The organism is Sporosarcina sp. FA9, from assembly GCF_051550205.1.
In the GTDB taxonomy this organism is placed as follows: Bacteria; Bacillota; Bacilli; order Bacillales_A; family Planococcaceae; genus Sporosarcina.
Map to the genome: position 1 here is coordinate 1,949,079 of NZ_CP188819.1, position 20,579 is coordinate 1,969,657.

General features: G+C 37.2%; 21 protein-coding genes. 2 read left to right on the forward strand and 19 right to left on the reverse strand.

The window, feature by feature from the left end; genetic code table 11:
• Positions 1-34 precede the first annotated feature (34 nt).
• Both yqiS and ACP8HH_RS09510 read right to left on the reverse strand, forming a co-directional pair.
• Complete coding sequence (yqiS, locus tag ACP8HH_RS09505) at positions 35-937, reverse strand: phosphate butyryltransferase (protein WP_438319104.1); 903 nt, start codon at positions 935-937, stop codon at positions 35-37.
• Positions 938-966: 29 nt separating this feature from the next.
• Complete coding sequence (locus ACP8HH_RS09510; RefSeq protein WP_438319106.1) at positions 967-2,997, reverse strand: sigma 54-interacting transcriptional regulator; 2,031 nt, start codon at positions 2,995-2,997, stop codon at positions 967-969.
• 213 nt (positions 2,998-3,210) lie between these two features.
• On the opposite strand from ACP8HH_RS09510, the gene ACP8HH_RS09515 reads away from it, so the two are divergent.
• Positions 3,211-3,492 (forward strand): DUF2627 domain-containing protein, encoded by a 282-nt coding sequence (locus ACP8HH_RS09515; protein WP_438310645.1) that lies wholly within the window; start codon positions 3,211-3,213, stop codon positions 3,490-3,492.
• Between the two features lie 353 nt (positions 3,493-3,845).
• On the opposite strand, the gene ACP8HH_RS09520 is transcribed toward ACP8HH_RS09515, so the two are convergent.
• The 4 genes from ACP8HH_RS09520 to ACP8HH_RS09535 all read right to left on the reverse strand — a co-directional run bounded on the left by ACP8HH_RS09520 (position 3,846) and on the right by ACP8HH_RS09535 (position 5,885).
• Positions 3,846-4,448 carry a DUF3267 domain-containing protein gene (locus tag ACP8HH_RS09520; RefSeq protein WP_438310647.1) on the reverse strand — a complete coding sequence of 201 codons (603 nt, stop codon included), beginning with the start codon at positions 4,446-4,448 and terminating at the stop codon, positions 3,846-3,848.
• Positions 4,449-4,532: 84 nt separating this feature from the next.
• Positions 4,533-5,057 carry a hypothetical protein gene (locus ACP8HH_RS09525; RefSeq protein ID WP_438310649.1) on the reverse strand — a complete coding sequence of 175 codons (525 nt, stop codon included), beginning with the start codon at positions 5,055-5,057 and terminating at the stop codon, positions 4,533-4,535.
• Between the two features lie 162 nt (positions 5,058-5,219).
• Positions 5,220-5,519 (reverse strand): TIGR04104 family putative zinc finger protein, encoded by a 300-nt coding sequence (locus ACP8HH_RS09530; protein ID WP_438310651.1) that lies wholly within the window; start codon positions 5,517-5,519, stop codon positions 5,220-5,222.
• A gap of 117 nt (positions 5,520-5,636) precedes the next feature.
• Complete coding sequence (locus tag ACP8HH_RS09535) at positions 5,637-5,885, reverse strand: hypothetical protein (RefSeq protein ID WP_438310653.1); 249 nt, start codon at positions 5,883-5,885, stop codon at positions 5,637-5,639.
• A 156-nt stretch (positions 5,886-6,041) separates the two neighbouring features.
• Here ACP8HH_RS09535 and ACP8HH_RS09540 point away from each other — a divergent pair, with 156 nt between their 5' ends.
• Positions 6,042-6,428, forward strand: a complete 387-nt coding sequence (locus ACP8HH_RS09540; RefSeq protein WP_438310655.1) for a DUF3888 domain-containing protein — start codon at positions 6,042-6,044, stop codon at positions 6,426-6,428.
• 187 nt (positions 6,429-6,615) lie between these two features.
• Here ACP8HH_RS09540 and ACP8HH_RS09545 read toward each other — a convergent pair whose 3' ends face one another.
• The 13 genes from ACP8HH_RS09545 to xseA form a co-directional block, all read right to left on the reverse strand.
• The gene (locus ACP8HH_RS09545) at positions 6,616-7,185 is read right to left on the reverse strand and encodes a site-specific integrase (RefSeq protein ID WP_438310657.1); all 570 of its coding nucleotides are present in this window, start codon (positions 7,183-7,185) and stop codon (positions 6,616-6,618) included.
• Positions 7,186-7,551: 366 nt separating this feature from the next.
• Positions 7,552-7,725, reverse strand: coding sequence for a hypothetical protein (locus ACP8HH_RS09550; RefSeq protein WP_438310659.1), 174 nt, complete (start codon positions 7,723-7,725; stop codon positions 7,552-7,554).
• 739 nt (positions 7,726-8,464) lie between these two features.
• The gene (locus ACP8HH_RS09555) at positions 8,465-9,187 is read right to left on the reverse strand and encodes a glycerophosphodiester phosphodiesterase (RefSeq protein ID WP_438310661.1); all 723 of its coding nucleotides are present in this window, start codon (positions 9,185-9,187) and stop codon (positions 8,465-8,467) included.
• Positions 9,180-10,742 carry a DUF342 domain-containing protein gene (locus ACP8HH_RS09560; RefSeq protein ID WP_438310663.1) on the reverse strand — a complete coding sequence of 521 codons (1,563 nt, stop codon included), beginning with the start codon at positions 10,740-10,742 and terminating at the stop codon, positions 9,180-9,182. Before ACP8HH_RS09560 ends, ACP8HH_RS09555 begins: the two co-directional genes overlap by 8 nt.
• A 144-nt stretch (positions 10,743-10,886) precedes the next feature.
• Positions 10,887-11,678: a sporulation transcription factor Spo0A gene (gene spo0A, locus ACP8HH_RS09565; RefSeq protein ID WP_438310665.1), complete on the reverse strand. Its 792-nt coding sequence runs from the start codon at positions 11,676-11,678 to the stop codon at positions 10,887-10,889.
• A 234-nt stretch (positions 11,679-11,912) separates the two neighbouring features.
• On the reverse strand, positions 11,913-12,881 hold the full coding sequence (locus ACP8HH_RS09570; protein WP_438310668.1) for a SpoIVB peptidase S55 domain-containing protein: 969 nt from the start codon (positions 12,879-12,881) through the stop codon (positions 11,913-11,915).
• A 118-nt stretch (positions 12,882-12,999) separates the two neighbouring features.
• The gene (recN, locus tag ACP8HH_RS09575) at positions 13,000-14,697 is read right to left on the reverse strand and encodes a DNA repair protein RecN (protein WP_438310671.1); all 1,698 of its coding nucleotides are present in this window, start codon (positions 14,695-14,697) and stop codon (positions 13,000-13,002) included.
• A 15-nt stretch (positions 14,698-14,712) separates the two neighbouring features.
• The gene (gene ahrC, locus ACP8HH_RS09580) at positions 14,713-15,162 is read right to left on the reverse strand and encodes a transcriptional regulator AhrC/ArgR (protein WP_438319108.1); all 450 of its coding nucleotides are present in this window, start codon (positions 15,160-15,162) and stop codon (positions 14,713-14,715) included.
• A 93-nt stretch (positions 15,163-15,255) separates the two neighbouring features.
• Positions 15,256-16,077 (reverse strand): TlyA family RNA methyltransferase, encoded by an 822-nt coding sequence (locus tag ACP8HH_RS09585; RefSeq protein ID WP_438310673.1) that lies wholly within the window; start codon positions 16,075-16,077, stop codon positions 15,256-15,258.
• Positions 16,074-17,975 carry a 1-deoxy-D-xylulose-5-phosphate synthase gene (dxs, locus tag ACP8HH_RS09590; RefSeq protein WP_438310675.1) on the reverse strand — a complete coding sequence of 634 codons (1,902 nt, stop codon included), beginning with the start codon at positions 17,973-17,975 and terminating at the stop codon, positions 16,074-16,076. Before dxs ends, ACP8HH_RS09585 begins: the two co-directional genes overlap by 4 nt.
• 92 nt (positions 17,976-18,067) lie before the next feature.
• Positions 18,068-18,952: a polyprenyl synthetase family protein gene (locus ACP8HH_RS09595; RefSeq protein ID WP_438310677.1), complete on the reverse strand. Its 885-nt coding sequence runs from the start codon at positions 18,950-18,952 to the stop codon at positions 18,068-18,070.
• On the reverse strand, positions 18,945-19,187 hold the full coding sequence (locus ACP8HH_RS09600) for an exodeoxyribonuclease VII small subunit (RefSeq protein ID WP_381535252.1): 243 nt from the start codon (positions 19,185-19,187) through the stop codon (positions 18,945-18,947). The genes ACP8HH_RS09595 and ACP8HH_RS09600 overlap by 8 nt, the downstream gene beginning before the upstream one ends.
• On the reverse strand, positions 19,187-20,542 hold the full coding sequence (xseA, locus tag ACP8HH_RS09605; RefSeq protein WP_438310679.1) for an exodeoxyribonuclease VII large subunit: 1,356 nt from the start codon (positions 20,540-20,542) through the stop codon (positions 19,187-19,189). The genes ACP8HH_RS09600 and xseA overlap by 1 nt, the downstream gene beginning before the upstream one ends.
• Between the last annotated feature and the right edge of the window lie 37 nt (positions 20,543-20,579).

Consider the following 20,579-nt stretch of genomic DNA (forward strand, 5'->3'; position numbering starts at 1 on the left):
TCTTCCTCCTAATGTACGTACATTTTGTATTTTTTTATTTACTTGAAAGTATTGCAAGTGCCAGTGAATAAACCTTACTTTCGGCACTGTCTGCTCTAGAAGTAAGAACAATTGGAGCCCTTGCACCTTGAATGATTCCACCAACTTTTGCATTTGCAAAATACACAAGTGATTTGTATAAAATATTTCCTGCTTCGATATTTGGTACAACAAGGATATCTGCCTTGCCAGCTGTTTCGCCTACAATCCCTTTATGTAAAGCAGCTTTTGGGGATATCGCATTGTCGAGTGCAAGCGGTCCATCTATTATACAACCCGCTATTTGTCCACGTCGATTCATAACGACGAGTGATGCGGCATCGGTTGTATGAGTCATTGCCGGGTTCACAGTCTCCATTGCTGCTAGTGGTGCAACAATTGGTTCCAAAACACCACATGAATGAGCTACAGCGACCGCATTTCGAATGATTTGTGCTTTGGTAATTAAATCGGGTGAGATATTCATTGCTGCATCCGTTATAAAAAGCAGTCGATCATACCCCGATACTTCAAATGCTGCAACATGTGATAGAATTTTACCTGTTCGCAACCCGTATTCTTTGTTTAATACTTCTTTAAGGATCATTGATGTTGGAATGTTCCCCTTCATTAGTACATCAGCCTTACCCTTAGAAACTGCCCGAACAGCGTTCGACGCTGCATTTACAGTACTGCTTACATGTTGAATACTCACTTTTGGGTTATCCATTAGTTGTGGAAATTGCATTTCAATTAACATTTTAAGTTTCTGCTCATCATCAAATAGTAGAAAGGAAGCAAGATTCTTTTGAATCGCATAAACTACCGCTTCAAGTACATCCACATCTGCTGCAGACGCAACGGCTACCACAGTACTTTTATAAGATGCCGCTTTCAATATAAGGGATTTAAGTGTCATCATCAACACATCCCTCCTTTAAATTATGATTAAACAAGATTGAATTTCTCCAGTTTATAGTACAGTGATCGTAGGGAAATACCTAGCCTATTTGCGGTTATTGACTTATTACCGTCATTTTCACGAAGTGCAGTTTCAAGAATTGTTTCTTCGTATTCATCCATTATTGAAGCAAGTGTGCTTTTTTCAGGAAGAAACAGGTCTTCTTCATGACGATTACTTGATGTTAATGATTTTGTGACGTCTATAAGCTCAAGTTGAACTTCCCCAGAATCCATGTAAATCATCGCACGACTCAGTACACTTTCAAGCTCGCGAATGTTGCCTGGCCAATTGTATTGCTGTAACCAATTTTGCGCTTCTACTGTTATTTCTTCTACATTCATCCCAAATTGTTGATTGAGCTTGACGAGAAGATGGTCAACAATTGCCGGAATATCTGTCTTCCGAGAACGAAGTGGAGGAATTTGGATTGAAATCCGATTTAATGCATAATACAATTCTTCATCGAACTTGCCTTCATGCATAGCTTTTTCAAGATTTTTCGATGTTGCCACTATGACACGAACAGAGATTTTATTGTGCTGTTGGCTCCCCGGGCTATAAATTATTCCTTCCTGGAAATAACGAAGTAATTTTCTTTGAACGGATAGCGATAACTCGCTCACTTCATCAAGGAATAAAGTACCATTTTCGGCTTCTTCAAAAAGGTTTTTTTTAATAGTAATATTTTGAAAATCCTTATCCGTTTGACCAAATAATTCTGTTTCCACCATAATTGGATGCATTGCAGCACAGTTTAGTTTTATGAATTTATTAAACTTCCTGTCACTTCCACTATGAATTGCGTGGGCGAATAATTCTTTGCCAGTACCCGTTTCTCCTCTAAGTAAAACAGGTAAATTGGAAGTAGCGGCAAGTTTCGCTTGCTCAACTGAAATCTTTATTTCTGAAGATTGTCCGAAAATATCATCGAATGTATACGTGGACTCTAATTTGCGAATGATCGTTCGGGCACGATCAAGCTCATTCATTAAATTTCTCATTTCAGTAATGTCGTGAATAACACCAACACTTCCACGCAATTTACGATCTACAATGATTGGGGCGACATTGACAATAACTTCACGGTTATTTTCACCTATCCTCATATGGACTCCTCTAACTGGCTTTCGTGTTTGCAATACTTTCATATGAATACTTTCACCTTCATTAATATCGGCTGTAGCGGGATGACCAATTACTACGTCTTCTGAGAACCCAGTTATTCGTGTATATGCGGGATTCACCATTATTCCGTAACCGTTTTCATCCACTACAGAGATGGCATCGTCACTTGAATGAATGATGGCTTCGAGCATTGTTTTCACTTTTTCTAAATCCGTTATTTCCTCTGCTAACGCAACAACTTCGGTAATGTCTTTAAATACAGCAAATGCCCCAATTTTCTTTCCAGTGTGATCAGATAACGGATAACGTGAAGTAACAATCTTTATGCCGTTTCCTAGGATTAACTCTCGGTTTAATTCAGATCTTCCAGAATCAAATACTCTTGGTAGTTTAGACAATGGTATAATTTCTGAGACAATTTTACCAATGGCTTCATCAATTGGGACCCCCGTCATCTTGGACGCACTTCTATTAAAGAAGTCAACGAGTCCATTCTTACCTATTCCAATCATACCCTCGTCAATTGAATCAAAAATCATTCGCTGTTTATGCATTTCCTCACGAATTCGTTTTATATAAGATTCATTTTCCTGCAATAAGCGGACGAGAAGGTTTGCGACAGCCCCGGGAATTAGGACAGTATGAGCAGGCTTTACGTTCATTATTTCAGTAAATACATGTTCGTTACCAGTAACGTCAAAAATAATATGTAATTCAGATGTAAGCTTAATCTTCCAATCGGGTCCGTATTGTATTCCAAGTTCTTTGGCACGAAGTATTCCTGGTGCATGATCATCTGTATCGACAATCGCAGTAACATTCATAAACTCCAAGTTTTGGAATAGGTCCAGTAACAATAATCCTCCTGAGCCCGCGCCGACAATAAGCACATTTTGCAAGGATATTCAATCCCCTCTTTTACGACGTGCAATCTTTTGCAATTATATTTTCATCATACACGATTGCGGTCTTCTTGACAATAATTCTTCAGAGAGTAAAATTAAACAGTGTAAACAATAGGATACTTTGCTAGTCTTATTACTGAGATTAAGACACCACCGTTTATTATCTAACTGTTTGTAAGATTAAAGGAGTTGTTTTTTGTGGCACGTCTAGTGGCATTTATCATATTACTAATCCCCGGCTTAATGGCTGCGGGTGGAATAAAGATTATGAGAGACTCTTTATTTGGCCTATCTGTCTTTTCTCCAGATCAAAAAGAGGAATTAATATCCGCCACTCCTTTTTTACCAATATGGCTGCAATTCATTATTGGACTTGTGATGTTTCTAGTAGGTTTAGGATTTTTCGCAGGATTTCTTTTACGACGAGATCGTAGAAAAGGACGAGTACAAGAAAGATTTGTTCAAAAGAAACGACCATGACGTTTAACCCTAACCCGTTCAGTTCACAGGTACAAAAAACGAACCCCAATTCGCATATGAATTGGGGTTCCTCGTTTTGCCTGTGTATGAACCTTTAGATTGAAAAAGCAACAGCTAAAGATAGCTTATCAGTAGACCATTCAACAGACATAGATAACTATTGTAGTTCTACTGATATATGTGTTAAAGCTACTGCTAATTTGTAGGTTGAAAACGTATTGATGTATTTTGTTAACTAATCAAAAAAGGACTTGAAATAGCCCTTTTCTTGATTTTATATAAAACAATCTACGCTCGATCCGGCACAGTTCTTATTCAAAAACCAGTATGTTTTTATTATCTTATAGCCACAATCACTCCGGCATATACCAGTACGAGTTCATCCCCGACAGCTGCTGCATGGACCCTTTGGGCATCTGAAACGTTGCATTCCATACATTTAGGTAATCACCCACACCAAAAAATAAACTAATAAACGCAAATGACCAAACGATATTCGTAATAGCCAAATTGTGGGGAAGAAAAATCCAAACACACAAGGGAATTAGCCCAAATATTATATTAGGCAGCAAAGAAAGAAAAATAAACCGGCCTTTAGAAAGAGGTACCGTTGATACAACGAATGCCCCCAAGAAACCCGGAAGAAACCATAACCCCACCTCCTCACCTCGCGGAAAAACGATAGCGTGCAACATTTCATGTGGAATTATCATTAAAAGTGCCAAAATAATTCCCCATAAATTAAAAAAGCCTACTTCAACCTCATGTCCCATTAAAATAAACTTAATAATTACAGCTAATCCAATTAGCACCAACACTGGAATGGCAAATATCCCCGCGATAATATTTAGTGTCAACATAGAATTGGGTTCCTTAAATTTCACAGCATGTGCAGGCAAATCTCCCACCGGAAGCTGTTTTCTATTTTTGTAAATTCCTTTCCAGACCAATTTCATAGCACATCCCCCATTTCAGAAATGTCTCGATAATTTGGTAGCAAAGCTAAACAACAGCCCCCTCGTTTGATAAATTAGGATTATTTAGAAATCAATAGAATTTGCTATCTGAATGAGAATCTCGGGTGTTACTTTATCAGATACATCTGCATCAACACTAAACATATATTGCCAATTGTCTCTTTCGAAGACTAACAAATTAAAACCAACTTTCAGGTCATCAATATATGTTGCATTAGTTCCATTTTTCAACTTAAACACTTTTGAATTATATTTTTCAAATGTGATTTTATGCTGAATAGGCCGAACATTCATTTTGAAATGATTGTCAGGTAATTGGTCACTTATAAATTTAACTTCCAAAGTATCGTTTATCTCGCCATCTAGATTACTAAACCTACCAAAGTAATGAGTAAAGCTAATTGGTGGTACTCTTGTCGGTAACTTAAGTTCTTGGTTAAAATGATGTTCAAAATCGTCTAATGCATCAGCTACCGATTTGTATCCTATTTCAGTAAATATTTCCTCAAAAGATGGAGGAGTATCGTTCGGTTTTGCATTTACTGTTCCATAATACAACCCACAAATTAGTATACTAAATAAAACCAATAGAAGAGGGATATTTTTTTCCAATTTCATCACCCTAAATTATATTTAGGTTTAGTTTATCCTGTTCAGTTACAATCATTCCTTCTTTAACTAATTTGGCCCAATTATTGAAAAGGGGCAGATTCTTTATCCTAGAATCGCACCCGATTATAGAAAGAATCATCAAAATAGAGGTTCTTCTTTATTCGATAATTCTACAATAAAGGGATTAATTATAAAAAATAACGGAAGTAAACCTAAAAGAGCTATTAGGGATAAAAGAAAAGGTCCAAAGAATATATTACCCAGCAATATCAAAGGGACTATTATAAGTGGAATTAATGTACTTCTTTTTCTCATACGTGCTGTCAGATACTGTTGTTCACTACAATAAGGACAAGTCATTCCGCCAATAAATTTAAAGGACTTTTTAAAAGTCTGCTTCCAGCTCCATTTATTATGGCAATTTTGACAAGTTGGCATTTTAATCACTCCTTTTCTATAGTTCCGCAAAATGGCCCATATTACTGAAATAGGCGCAATCCTTCTTCAAGAATTGCACCCGATGATTGAATAAGTAGCTTTATAGTAAAAGGATTTTCAACCCAAAAATTCTATTTCTCCATTTTCTTTTTTCACACGAATTGTTATTTTACCTAAGCACTGCTCTGGATTTGTATATCCACTTTCTACTTCTTCAAATAGCTTAGCCATTAACGATTGAATATCTCCTAATGTTGTATCTTTTGTAAGTTGATGAACACGGATAAGTTCGCTACTTTTGTAAGCATCTACTGTTCCTGCAACATCATCTTCCCCAAATGCTCTAACTTCAATTTCTACTTTCATATTCCTACCTCCAATAAAATTTAGATCATTTTCTAGATTCATTTTTCTATAATTTGGCCCGATTGCAGCACTACGTTGTACGACAATCGCGCCCGTTAGTTTAATAAAAATTTCTTAATTGTTCATACTAAAAGCAGCATTGAATGGAGGATTTTTATGAAAAAAAGCCTTTTAATATTGATTGCTTGCTTGACCCTTTTTTCTTATTCCCCTGTCAAATCCGAAACCGTAACTGAAAATGATATACAGTTGCGTGATGACGTGATTTTCATTATGCTTTATCCCTTAATTCAACAGGAATTGGAGAAGCAATATGGCGAAATTACACAAAATGAGTGTGAAAAAATTATCAAAATTGAAAAGTTGCCCACAGGCACTTACATGTTTAATGTTACCGTGCAGCTTATAACATTTGAAGGAGCTCACGGTCCTCCCAATGATTTAGTGACAATCACTTTTAGTAATGAAAAAACCCTAGAGTGGCATGCTATTGACTTCAAACGAAAAAGATTAAAGCCAAATGAAATACCTAAATGCAGCTAAATGCAGGCATCCTTTGTAAAAAGGGTGCTTTTCTTTGAGAATAATCTTCCGCAAAATGGCTCGATTGTGGAACACAAGTTAAACTCGTCATTGTTCCATTGTGTTTTTCAAGGAATAAAAGATGACACGGGATATTAGTTAGCGCTTCTTACTGAGCTTACAGATCCTTTATAGAGTAAACCCTAAGTTAAAGGTCCAGGGCTTGAACAGCAGCGTCCATATCGTCCTGTGTAATGCCAATATACCGTAAAGTGACGCTCTCGGAACTGTGATTGAACATTTTCATCAAAAGCGTAATATTCGTCCCTCTTTTTATTTGATGATAACCAAACGTTTTTCGCAGGGAATGTGTCCCGATATTTTCAAGTCCTAATTCTTCTGCTGCGTCACTCATAATTTGCCACGCTTGCACCCTGCCAATCGGTTGATTGACCCCTTTTCTGCTTTTAAATAAAAATTCATTTCGATCGCCCTGGTAATGATTTTGTACATAAATTTCAATGGCTTTTTTAACCCCTTTTGAAAGGGCCACTCTATTTTCTTTTTTCGTTTTTTGTTCGATTAAAATCAAGTGATTTCGAACTTTCATTTTCTCATCCATGACATGGTGAAATTGGACCCGAATTAGATCGGAAATTCGGTAAGGTGAATTAATGCCGATCACGAACAATAAATAGTCTCTTTCTCTTTTGGCCAACAGGATTTTTTTCATGCTGCTGATTTTTTGCAGCTCTCGAATCGGTTCAACAAATTTCATGGGGTGTGTATCCCTTTACTCAAACGGGATAACCCTCCTTTCGGATTTTACTATTTTTAGCCAATCTAACTTAACTACAATTATTACACATGCTATGTTAGATTCAGATTGCGAATAAAAAAAGGAATTAAAATAAAACAGCCTAACCCCTTGATGTAAATGGGTTTAGGCTGTTTTTCGAATCTAACATATTTCTATTGTGTTAGATTCATTTTCCTCACTTAAACGAACTATTGCACCACACCAAAACTGTAATAGTTCGCGAGTTTACTCAATGCTGGATCTTCCGCAATCGCGCCCGATTGCTTAATAAAGTATTGGTATAAATAGAACGTGAAGAAAAATGTCTGCTGATATTAATCTGTATTAATGACCCATATTATCGTTATTACCGCTAAGTGATTCTACTACTTCTCCATCTTTATCTATTACAATACTGTCGGTTTCCTTATTAGCCTCGGTCAAAGACCCATAATAAGTAAAAACACCAAAAGTAATGATAGCTACCGTTGTTAATACTATAGAAATTCTTTTTTTCATAAAGTAGTCATCTCCCTACATGTTTTTTTGTATTCGGTTCTTCTTAAAATACTTAATCAAGTTAAATATTAAAACGGCTATAACTGTGCAAGGGATTATACAAATAAGAATAAAAGTGCCAATAAAGATATACCCTGCCCCACCCCAACCATCAATTAATGCACCAATACAAATGATTCCTATACTTAGCAAAAGTAACCCAACAAAACTTAAAATAAAGTACTTGTCATATTTAGTTCTAATAAAAAGCATTAAGGCAATTACTAATAAGAATACCACACCCAAAATAATATAAATATATATCCAAACCGCTTCCTTTCCACATCTCTTCTATTTCGATTAATTCCAAACCCTTTTAGCACCAGATGAAAAGCATACTTTAAATAACGTATCCTGCCAGTTAACACATTAAGAAAAACCATAACGTTGTCACACTGGAGATTCTCATTAATTAAGACGGAACGAGATAGTAAATAGTTACAACGATTTGGCCCGTTTGCGGAACAAGCATAGTTCTACTGTTGATACTTTCATAAGGCATGAAAGGTTGCGTATTCAGGCAATCATGTTTTAACTTTCTTGCTTCACTCTCTCAGTTACTATACTAATGATATCCATAAGAACCCAAAAGGGCCGGGGCTCTTATCATATTAAATGAATAAAAGCACCCTAAATGCGACGCTAATTGGCTTGTAATTTCTACTTTTGTACCACTTAACTGAAAGGTTACGTTTACCCGTCATTGTCGTTTCTTTTGGCTTATTAAATATCCAGGGTAATCCGTTATCCATCCATCGATAAATGGCGGGGGATTTAAAACATATTTTTCGTTCCCGGTTACACCATATACACGTATTTTTTTTGTAGTTAAGCGGAGATTTCTTATATATGGTTCAGTGAATAATCTTTTGTGTAGATGAAAACCATCGGCACTTGTATATAGTTTTAGGTTATCCCAATCAACGCCCTTCTTCCGAACAAGATAGGCTGTCTCGATTTCTGGGTCTACTTCTTTTACTTTTTCAAGTAAATGATAATGGAATGAGGATATATGCACATTTTTCAAACCGGAAATAATAGGGATAATCTCTTTTATTAGTGCAGGTCGTTCCGAAACAGTTTCTTTTAATTCAACATTTAAACCCATTCCTTTTACATCACAAAATGAGACTACCTCATACAAAGATGGGATTCTGTGGCCAAATACAATACGGAGATATTTTCGACCAATGCGTATTTTTTTAATTTCTGCGTATGTCATAGATGATACTCGTTTGCGAATCCCAGCCACTCTTGTTAGGTCCATGTCATGAATGACTACGGGAACACCATCTTCCGTTAATTGAACGTCCAGTTCAATCCCGTGGGCTCCCTGTGAGAACGCTTCAACAAATGCCTTCATTGTATTTTCAAAATAACGACCTGAAGCTCCCCGATGTGCGAATACAGAAGGTTTATACATTTAATACACCATCAACAATTTTAAATACACCTTTTGTTTGGCTGTGTAACACAGTGGAGCTTTTTCCAATTTGAATGATTGTGCCAGGATATGCTGCCCTCGCCACTTCAATTTTTGCTGGGGCTGCATTCTTAATTTTATTGAGTAAGACTTGGATTTCTTTGTCAAGCTCTAATATTTGTTCCCTATTTGAATCCACAGTAGCATGCATTTTCACATATGCTTCTCTCTGATCTGCAGAAAGCCTATCCTTTATATTTTCGTAACTTGCTAGAGGACCTTCTATTTTTACAATTAGTTGTTGACGTTCTTTTAAATCTTGTGCCATTATTTGAATTTCTTTATAAAGTGTGTCTTTGTCAATTCCTTTTGCATTTAAAATAGTAGTTCGCTCATGATCATTTCCTACAATCGCTGTTTCAATACTGTATATTGCTTCTATTTTTCCACCAATAATTTTACCTTTATGTTTATCTACAAAAACATGATCTGCTATTATTTCTGATCCAAATAAATAAAGACCCGCATGAACTTCTTTTGCATATATCTTACAATTGTTTGCATGTTTTATAAAAATTGCACCTTGCGCTTCAACAATCATCGTACCTCCGCCAAAGACACCGCCCTTTACATAAACATCCCCTTCAGAAGATTGGATTAGTTTCGCGTTTGTTACGCCTTCATTTCCTTCTATCGAAATATCACCTGTTGCAGTTACTGTATATCCTGCAAGTACAGTGCCGATAATCGTAATTGCCCCATCAAAGTTAATAGCCCCAGTTTCTGGTCCTACGTCACCATCAATTCTCAAATGTTTACCGACACTAACTATTCCGTCTTTATATTCAAGAACCCCACCATGTAACGCTCGAATTACAACTTTATCAGCTTCCTTATCCTCAAAAACAGATTTACGATCATAACGTATTATATCGTCATTTCCGCGGGTAGCCTTGATTTCATTTCCAAAGACATCCGTCCCGTTGATACCTTCTAGAGGAAGTATTTTCTCCCCCAACCAGTCCCCATCTTTAACTTGGAAAACAAAGTTCATTTCATAGAGATTTGCCGATCCATCTTCCCGAATGACGGGCTTTTTTTCAGGTAGATCAATATATGTAATTACTGCGTTTGCGCCTATTTTCGGTTCAATACCTACCGCTACTACAATCGGAACACCACCAGATATGTTTTGAGTAGTCCAGTCTATTTTCCCGAAAACGATACCCGCTTTATTAAGTACTCTATCTACTTCCTGCAAAATTAAATTGAATTCTTCATTTAGTTCCTTCGGTGTAGCATTAATAATAATTTGAGCTTCCATATTCTTTTTTGTAACTTCGATATCTACAAGTGGTAACCAGCTTCCAATAACATTCTCTTCACCCAGGGTAGTAAGCGCCGACCGTAAACTTGGAAAAGAATTAATTTTTAAACGGGGGAAGTCTTGGGTTATTGTATCAAACGATTTTAATGGAAATCCAACTTTTTTTGTTAGTAGAAAGACTACTTTTTCTTTTATGTAAAGTTTGAAAAACTCATTTTCAGTTAACACAAATTGCTCACCTCTCCTTTATCTATTCATTATAAACTATTTAGATTATTATAGTAGAAAATTATGAATCTGAAAAAAATAAGCCGACAAAGAAGATAGATTACCTTCTTTTGCCAGCTTATATTATCTTGCCATGTACTAAAGTCAACTCGCCATATGCTCCAGCCTGATTTTATCTGCGATCATTGCGATGAATTCGCTATTCGTCGGTTTGCTTTTTAGGTGATGAACAGTGTAGCCAAACATCTTTGAAATAACTTCATAATTCCCTCTATTCCATGCCACTTCAATTGCGTGTCGAATGGCACGCTCTACTCTTGAAGCAGTTGTGTTATATTTTGTTGCAATATCTGGATATAGAATTTTTGTCACTGAGCCTAGTAATTCGACATCTGAATAAACCATTTGTATTGCTTCACGTAAAAATGCATATCCTTTAATATGTGCAGGAACACCAATTTCTTTAATTATAGATGTTATTGTCATATCAAGTACTTTTTGACTAACCGTCCCTTGCGTTTGTCCTCCTCCTGGTTGTGAGACGGGTATTGTAGCCTTTCGTGTGCCGGCAACCTGGAATATCTGATTGGCAAGCTGTTCAAATTCAAATGGCTTTAGCATAAAGTAAGAAGCACCTAATCCAGCTGCGTGAGTCATTACATCTTCTTGTCCAAATGCAGTGAGCATAATAATATGCAAATCAGCATATCCTGATTTCTCTTTTAGGGTCTCTAGTACTGCTATTCCGTCAAGATGGGGCATAATAATATCTAACAATAAAACATCCGGTGTTTGTTCTTCAAGCATGCTTAAACAAACTTTTCCATTATGTGCAGTCCAAATTATTTCTATCTCTGGGTGCTTCTCGAAATAAGTCACCATTGTTTTTACAAGTTCCTTGTTATCATCAGCAATCGCAATCTTCAACATTTCCATATTTATTCCCCCTTATTATTTTGCAGCAATTATTTTTACAACCCGAAATCGCCACAAGATTGCGGTGTTGTCTTTGTTAATATAAAATTTTCGACATTCTATGTAAAATCCCTTTATTATTATTAAAAATGAATCTTATGACGTATGGTTTCATCAATATTCGACGAAATATTTAATATTTCACATTTTCCGATAAAAAAGAACCAACCCGGTTTACGGGCTGATTCTCTTCTATTATTGCTCCCCAGTTCGCATTGTCGATAGAAAAAGCGCCGCACCTTTTTCCGGCTCATCGACAAACATATGTGTCACAGCACCTGCAAATTTTCCATTTTGAATAACCGGGCTTCCGCTCATTCCCTGTAAAATTCCACCGGTAGTTTCAAGAAGTTTTGCATCGGTGAGCGTAAAATGGAATTGGTCTTTTTCGACACTGGTGATTTGAATTGTAAAAGATTCGACTTCTGTTCCCTTGACAGTCGTATAAATTTCAGCTGCACCTTCTTTTACGCTTGACGGTTGCATAATCTCGAGTGGTTCGGCTAACACTTGTTTATAGGCTTTGTTCCAAGTTCCAAAAATGCCATAAACACCGTTTTTCTTAATTGAACCAAGGATATGTTCATCTTTTACGATTGAAGAAATTTTATAACCAGGATTACCGGGCATGCTTTTCTTAATTTGACCAATTTTTGAAAGGTAAATTGAACCATCCGTAAAAGAAGGTGGTGAATTAAATGCACTGTCAATAATTTGGTGCCCAAGAGCTCCGTATGTCCCTTTTAAAGGATCAACATACGTTAGGGTTCCCGTCCCTTCCGTTCTGTCTTTAAGGAATGGAAGAAGACGTTTCACGGCCTCGCTACTTGACTGAATTTGAACAACTTCTACATTCCTCAAAATAAGCATTGATATATTCTGCAAATTATGAGTATTGGATATCGACTTTTCAAAGTTTTCCAACTTTTTGATTGAGACATTGTCCACTTTTTCAATCAAATCGCCTGCTTTCAACCAAACGTCTTTATCAAGCATGACATCATTTGTCACGAACACGCCTGATAAATCCATTTTAATGCCGATCGAATGTCCCATCGGAATAAGAACTTTATCACTCGCCGACACAAACCCAGCATTGATCGGCAATAACAGCAAGACCAAAGAAAATGAAAGAAGCAACTTCAGCTGTCTACTCCATCCCATATTTCACCTCCCCGTGGAAAGATGTTATTGGTATGTCCGTTCTGGGGAATGTTATGAAAGGGTAAATAAAGCAAAAAAAAAAATGCAAAAATGCGTATACAATGTATACGCATACAAACTATATGAATGACTTTTTCCGCTCAACTGCGAGCGATAATAGTTCCTCTGCATGCTTTAATGTGAGCGGTGTAGTTTCAGCACCTGAAAGCATTCTTGACAATTCAACTGTCCGATCTGAATCGACTACATCATGAATTTCAGTCCGAGTTCGTTTGTCTTTAACTTCTTTTTTTATTAAATAATGATGATCAGCCATTGCTGCAACTTGTGGAAGATGTGAAATACAAAGTACTTGTGAATGAAAAGCAACCATGGCAATTTTTTCGGCAATCGCCTGAGCAACTCTTCCACTTACTCCTGTATCCACTTCATCAAAAATAATTGATGTAATTCCCTGATGTTTTGAAAAGATTGTTTTGAGTGCAAGCATCAAACGAGAAATTTCTCCACCCGAAGCAATTTTAACCAAGGGTTTTAGAGGCTCACCAATATTCGTCGAAATGTGAAATGCAACATTATCATTTCCATTTGCATCAAAACCGTTTCCCGACTTTTGTTCGATGAATACTTTGAAAGAAGCATTATTCATATGTAATTGGGAAAGTTGTTCCATAATTGCCGCTTCTAAAGTACTCGAAGCATCTTTTCGAATAATCGACAATTCTTCTGCTTCAATTTCAAGATCTTTAAGTAAATGGTTCATTTTTTCTTGATCGGCGAATAATCGTTGATCTCGATTCATTAATTCTTCAAGATTATCTGAAATCCTATCGCGATAAATTAGAATGTCTTCAACCGTCTGTCCATATTTACGTTTTAAAGTAATAAGTTGTGCAATTCGACCTTCTACAATCTCAAGTCGATCAGGGTCAAATTCAAGTGTATCAAGTTGTTTTCTAATTTCATAAGAGGCATCCTGTAAAGAATAGAAACTTGTTGCAATCGATTCATATTGAGTTTTCAATTCAATATCAACATCAGCAGCATCTTCCATGTCACTCATTGCCATTCCAACCCAATCAAGAGCACGGGAATCTCCGCTTATCGATTCATAGGCAGTATTCAATCTTTCATAAAGTCGCCCGAAGTTTTGTAGTTTACGTTTTTCTTCATCAAGTCCAACTTCTTCACCAATTTCAAGAGATGCCGCATTAATTTCTTTTAATTGAAATGAATATAAGTCAATCCTTTGTGCAATTTGCTGTTCGTTTTCATCTGCAGTTTCAAGTTTCCTTTTTAACTTTCTATATTTCGTATACAGCTCTGAATAGCTTGTAAAAGCATCAACTAACTTCTTTCCCGCGAACTGATCAAGTAAATGAATATGTCTACTTTCATGCATGAGTTCTTGATTTTCGTGTTGGCCGTGAATGTCAATAATTTGAGAGCTAATTTCACGCAACAAAGCAATTGTCACCAGTTTTCCATTGACCCGACAAACACTTTTTCCGTTAACATTTAAGTCTCTTCTTAAAATAACAATTCCATCTTCAATTTCAATCCCAAACTCTATAAGTTTAGCCAAAACAGGATGTTCGGGATTTTCAATGATAAACTGGCCTTGCAATTCTGCTTTTTTAGCACCATGCCTTATGAATCCGGAAGATCCTCTTCCACCAGAAAGTAATTGGACAGCATCGATGATAATTGATTTACCCGCACCGGTTTCACCTGTAAGTACAGTTAACCCATCTTCAAATGTAACTTCCAAGCTTTCAATGATTGCAAAGTTTTTAATTGAGATTTCACTTAACAACAGCCATCACCTCCCTTATAGCATCGCAAGTAGTTTTTCTTTCACATCATCAATGAATTCTTCATCCCTACATATAAGAAGACATGTATCATCGCCACAAATCGTTCCTAATACATCATCCCAATGCAGGTGATCAAGAAGGGAACCAATCGCTTGAGCATTGCCTGGCAATGTCTTTAGTACAAGAAAATGTCCTGCTCCGTCAATACTGACAAAGGCATCATTCATCGCTCTACTCAACTTCTCTTCAGTATTGTGTGAATGTACTTGGGGCAAACTATACTTATATCTACCATCCTGTAAAGGTACTTTAATTAGATGCATTTCTTTAATATCTCGCGAAACAGTAGCTTGAGTAACATCGACGCCTGCATTTTTCAAGCTTTCAACAAGCTGATCCTGTGTTTCAATTTCAAAATTTGAGATAATGTCCCGAATTCGTATATGCCTATGTCCTTTATTCAATAAAATCACTCCAAACATTTATTATTAGTATTAAGCTCAATCTACTTCTGCTTTTTATTAATCGAATATTAAAAAACGCGCATTGGCTGCGCGCTATTGTAATTCTTTGTAAGCTTCGTGGATGAGTGATTCAAATCTTTCATCTGTAAATACATTTTCTGGTGTTTTTTCAGCAGAAAGATGAAATAGGAATTCAATGTTCCCTTCCCCACCAGTTACTGGGGAAAATGATGCATTGCGAAGACTAAATCCTTCGCTAAATGTAGCTTCGGAAATTCTTTTTAGAACCTCAAAATGTGTTGCGTATTCTCTGACAATACCTTTTTTACCTACTTTTCCTCTACCTGCCTCAAACTGAGGTTTAACAAGAGCAATCACATCTCCGCCTTCACAAATAATTTGCTTAAGGGCAGGTAAAATAAGCCGGAGTGAAATAAATGATACATCAATTGTTGCAAATTGTGGTTGACCCTTAGTGAATAAATCTAGTGTTGCATGTCTGAAATTCGTTCGTTCCATTACGGTCACTCTTGGATCCTGTCTTATTTTCCATGCAAGTTGATTGTATCCTACATCGAGAGCGTAACAGTGTGCAGCACCTTCTTGAAGTGCACAATCTGTAAATCCTCCTGTTGAAGAACCAATGTCTAGAACGATTTTGTCTTTTACATCAACATCGAAGATTGCTAATGCTTTCTCCAATTTCAATCCACCGCGACTCACATATTTAAGAGGATTCCCTTTTACGATTAATGGTGCGTCCGCTAAAATTTTTTCTCCCGGTTTGTCCAGTCTTGTTTCGGAGGAAAAAACAATACCCGCCATAATTGAACGTTTTGCTTGCTCTCTTGTTTCAATCAGACCTCTTTCTACAAGAAGGACATCGACTCGCTCTTTTCGTGGACTAGCTGTCATGCATTTTCTCCTTCAAGAACTTTATTTGAAAGTATTGACTGTGCTTTCTTCACAAGGCCTTCTGTTGTCATTCCAATTTCGTCAAGTAATTCATTAACACTTCCATGCTCAATAAAGTGATCAGGAATTCCCATTCGATCAATAGATGCACCCTGGTAAGTATTATCATGTGCATATTCTATAACCGCACTTCCAAATCCACCAGCAAGAACAGCTTCTTCAACTGTAATTATTGGCATTTTCATAGAAAAGAGATAATCCAGCATTGCTGTATCTAAAGGCTTAATAAATCGTGCATTAACAACCTGTGCAGAAATCCCTTTTGTCTCAAGATCTATGGCTGCTTCAAGTGCCATTGGAATTGTTGTCCCAAAAGTTAAAATTGCTACGTCAGTGCCTGCACGAAGGACTTCCCAAGTACCAATTGGAATTGGTCTAAGTACCTCATCCATTGGAATACCAATTCCATTGCCACGTGGATAGCGCATTACAATTGGTCCATCATTATAATCAATTGCTGTTTTGACCATATGTTGTCCTTCATTCTCATCTTTCGGCATCATAATAACTAAATTCGGCATATGCCTAAGGAATGCAATATCGAAAACCCCTTGATGTGTCTCACCATCTGCGCCTACCAAACCTGCACGATCAACACCTATAAACACATTCAAGTTCTGTCTAGCGATGTCATGGAGTACTTGGTCATACGCACGTTGAAGGAATGTTGAATAGATTGCAAGGAACGGCTTCATGCCTTGGGTAGCTAATCCTGCTGCCATTGTTGCTGCATGTTGTTCAGCAATACCAACATCAAAGAAGCGATCTGGGAATTCAGCTGCAAAAGATTCTAATTTGGAACCAACGGGCATCGCAGGTGTAATTGCCACGATTCTTCGGTCATTCCGTGCTAAATCCCTCACAGTTTCCGCAACAAGTCCACTCCAAGATGGTGCAACAGAGGATGACTTAACAAAATCGCCATTATACATTTTATAGGGTCCAGTACCATGCCAAGTTCCAATCTTATCTTCTTCAGCAGGTCGATATCCTTTTCCTTTTTTCGTAATTACATGTAAGAGAATTGGACCGTCCATTTTTTTTGCATATTGAATATTACGTTCTAATTCTACAAAATCATGTCCATCAACGGGACCTAAGTAAGTAAATCCAAGCTCTTCAAAAAAGACACCTGAAACAAGAAGATATTTCAAGCTATCTTTAACACGTTCTGCCGCGGATGCAAGTTTCCCACCAACTGCAGGAATCTTTTTCAAAATATATTCTAATTCTTCCTTAGCCGACGTGTATTTACCGGCAGTACGCAACTTTCCTAAAATCGTATGAAGAGCCCCAACATTCGGTGCAATTGACATTTCATTATCATTGAGAACTACAATCATATCGGTTTTTGCATGTCCAATATGGTTTAATGCTTCTAAAGCCATTCCACCTGTAAGCGCTCCATCACCTATAATCGGTATAACGTAATTCTTTTCTCCTTTAATATCTCGTGCGGCCGCCATACCCATAGCTCCAGAGAGGGATGTTGAACTATGTCCCGTTTCCCAAACATCATGTATACTTTCATTCATTTTAGGGAATCCACATAGACCTTTAAATTGTCTTAATGTATCAAATTCAGATGCACGGCCCGTTAAAATTTTATGAACGTATGCTTGATGGCCAACATCCCAAAGGAATTTATCATTAGGACTGTCGAACATTTTATGGAGCGTGATTGTTAGTTCGACAACTCCAAGATTTGGTCCGATATGACCCCCAGTTACAGATAATTTCTCGATAAGAAAAGTCCTAATTTCCTCAGCAAGTTCTAGTGTCTGTTCCTTATTGAGCTTTTTCAAAAAAGCTGGACTCGTTATTTCGGTTAGATCCATTGTTATCACACACCTTTACTAATTAATCTGATACATTTCATTATATCAAGAAGGTTGACTAGTACAAGGGAATGTCCCTTATATGGACTTGTTTAATATCTACGTTCTACAATATAATCTGCCAACAAAGCAAGAAGCGATTCATTATTATTTAAAAAATCTAAAGACTCTCTCGCAAGACGATGATGTTCATCTAATCTCTTTTTGGAATTCTCTAAGCCCAGAAGTGCTGGGTACGTCATCTTTTCGCTCGATTCATCGCTGCCGGCAGTTTTCCCTAGTTCTTCTGTAGACGCAGTAACGTCTAAAATATCATCTTGAATTTGAAAAGCTAATCCAATATTTTTTGCGTAAATCATTAATTTTCCCTTTTCCTCGATTGGAATAGCAGCTAGAACTGCTCCGGCTTCGACACAAAATGATAGAAGCGCACCCGTTTTATTTAAATGAACATGTTCTAATTCAATTAATGAGAGTTGTTTTCTCTCGCCTTCGATATCAAGTATTTGACCACCAACCATTCCCTCTGCCCCCGAAGCTTTCGCTAAAAGACCAATAAGGTCCATTGCTATTCGTGTAGACGTATCCGAGAGTTTTGTTAGCGTTTCGAATGCGAGCGCTTGTAATGCGTCACCAGCTAGGACGGCAACAGCTTCACCGTATACTTTATGATTCGTTAATTTACCACGTCTAAAATCATCGTTATCCATAGATGGTAAATCGTCATGAATTAACGAATACGTATGAATGAGTTCAACAGCACATGCAACTTTCAAAGCATCACTACAATTAACTTGAAGATCTTTTAAAGTAGCAAGAACAAGAAGGGGACGAATTCTCTTCCCACCTGCATTTATTGAGTAAGCCATAGATGACTTTAGTGATTCCGGAGCATCTAATTCAGATATTATTTGCCTAAGACTTTCTTCAATGATTACTATATGTTCTTCAATAAATAGTTTTAGAGTATCATGCATCGTTTTCTGCACCTTGAATTGGATTAAACGGTTCCTTATTGCCATCTGCATCAATAACGGAAATCAATTGTTTTTCTGCATCTTGTAATTTCCCATGACAAAGAGCAGATAATTCCATTCCTTTTTTATAAAGTGTAATTGCATCTTCAAGTGGAACATCGCCCGTCTCAAGTTTCTGGACAACTTCTTCTAATTTTAACATTGCTTCTTCAAAGCGGATTGGCTCGTTATCCATTAGGTTTCCTCCTTGTCATTTGTTTGTAAAGACTTCACTACCGCATCCACTATTCCATCTCGCAGTCGTATCTCAACTTCCGATCCAACCGATAGAGACTTAATGGAGTTTGCGACATTGCCTTCTTTATAAATAATTGAATATCCACGTTCCATTACATTTAGCGGATTAAGTGCTTGTAACATACGTACAGAAGTTGTAAAACGATCCGTTCGTGTACGTAAATCATGATGAACATTTCGTGTTAATCTTTCTGTTAATATGTTTACATTTCGAGATTCATCTTTGACACGTTGAAGTGGTGAATAAGAAGTGAGCATTCCAGAAAGTCTAGAGAGCTGTATCGCTCTATTTCCAGTAATATCACTAGTCCCCCTCGTAAGTCTGCCTTCAAGTCCTATAAGTCTCTCTGTGAATGGACGATATAGTCGTTCTGGGAATTGCAAAGGGTAAGAGCTTTGTAAACTATCAAGACGTTTACGTTCACTTTTAATTTTATTTGAAGTAAATCTGAAGATTGCCCGTTTTCGATCCAAAACTCTTTCGAATAATTCATCCCGTGCGGGAACTGCTAATTCTGCAGCCGCTGTTGGTGTCGGTGCTCTTCGATCAGAGACAAAATCAGCGATTGTCGTGTCCGTTTCGTGACCCACTGCACTTATTATAGGAATCCGACAAGAAAAAATAGCCCTAGCAACGGATTCTTCATTGAATGCCCATAAATCTTCAATTGAACCCCCACCCCGACCAACAATTAGAACATCTATGGAACCGAATTTATCGGCCTGTTCAATAGAACGTACAATTGAAGGAGCTGCATTTACGCCTTGTACAATCGCGGGAAATAAAACAATTTCAGCAAGCGGAAAACGTCTCTCAATGGTAGTGCAAATATCCCGAATTGCCGCACCTGTTTGAGCAGTTACAACACCTATTGTTTTGGGAAAGGGAGGGAGAGGACGTTTCCAACGTTCGTCAAAAAGTCCTTCTTTACCAAGACTCTCTTTCAATTGTTCAAAAGCCAAATACAACGCACCAATACCATCAGGTTCCATTGTTTGAACATATAATTGATATTGCCCACTTGCCTCGTATATCGTGACATCCCCGGTTAGGAGAACATTCATTCCATTTTCTGGTTTGAATTTTAATTTGGATGCATTCGCACGGAACATTGCAGACTGAATTCTACTGAATTCATCTTTTAGCGTAAAATAAATATGTCCACTGGGATGATTGTTTACATTCGACAATTCCCCTTTGACATATACATTACGTAAATGGGGATCTGCATCAAATTTTCGTTTCACATATTTCGTTAAAGCTTGTACTGATAAGTATGGGTTTCCGGCCACAAATTCCGCCTCCAAGTCCCGTTTATAGAAACGTTGA